We start from the raw sequence: 836 nt of genomic DNA, 5'->3' as shown, positions 1-836 counted from the left end.
CAATATAAATCTATAGTAATTTGTCTTGATATATGACACTCATTTAAGCAAAATTTAATTTTTTCCATAGATGTTACTTTATTTGAATTATTTCGAGCGTGATATAATGTAAAAAGAATATTATCTATCCAACTAGAATTACCCTTATGAAATAGCAGTTTAGCCGTATTATATACTTCCGAATTGTTTTCATAAAAGGCAAGAAAATATACTATAAATCTCATTGATTCTTTTAAGTTGCTCTTAATATCCCCATGTTCAAAATCCCACACTGAAAGATTATTATTTGCATTAAATATTTTATTAAGAATTGATACACAATAAGTACTATTTTTCCTATTACTCTCTGTAATATTTTCATTAACCCATAGCAATCCTTCAAGCAATTCGGACTTTAAATTTTCATTAGCAAATTGTTCCTTAAATTCTGATTCCAACTCCAATATAACTCTATTAAAAATTGCCCAAGCACTATCATAATAAGACCTCTCACTAATTAACTCTTTTGCTTCAGTAACCCACCCTACTAGTAGAATTTCAATCTGTGATTTAGTTATTATTAATTCATCTTTTTTTATACGATTTTCATTATCTTCATGACTATTAGATATAATTAATACAAACAATTTTTGGAATACATACTCTGCTATAGATTTAGCTCTAATATCATTTATATGAATAGTTTCCTCAATCATATCTATAATATCTTCATATAGCTCTCTTGTTGAACCAAATTTATTTATATATAGCTTTTTTAAATAATAGTCAATTTCTTTTTGCGCAAAATTTTCAAATTCTAGACCTAACTTTTCGATCGGTTTTAGAATACTTAGTTT

Annotated in this window: 1 protein-coding gene; it reads right to left on the bottom strand. The window is 25.8% G+C overall.

The genetic code is table 11. The annotated features are described in order from the left end of the window. On the bottom strand, positions 1-836 hold an 836-nt coding region (locus DN403_RS31530; protein WP_179958970.1), incomplete at both ends, for a hypothetical protein.

It is taken from the genome of Bacillus sp. AY2-1, assembly GCF_008368965.1.
Classification (GTDB): Bacteria; Bacillota; Bacilli; order Bacillales; family Bacillaceae_G; genus Bacillus_A; species Bacillus_A thuringiensis_S.
The sequence above is the reverse complement of the archived record's forward strand: the minus strand, read 5'-3'. Positions and strand labels throughout refer to the sequence as shown.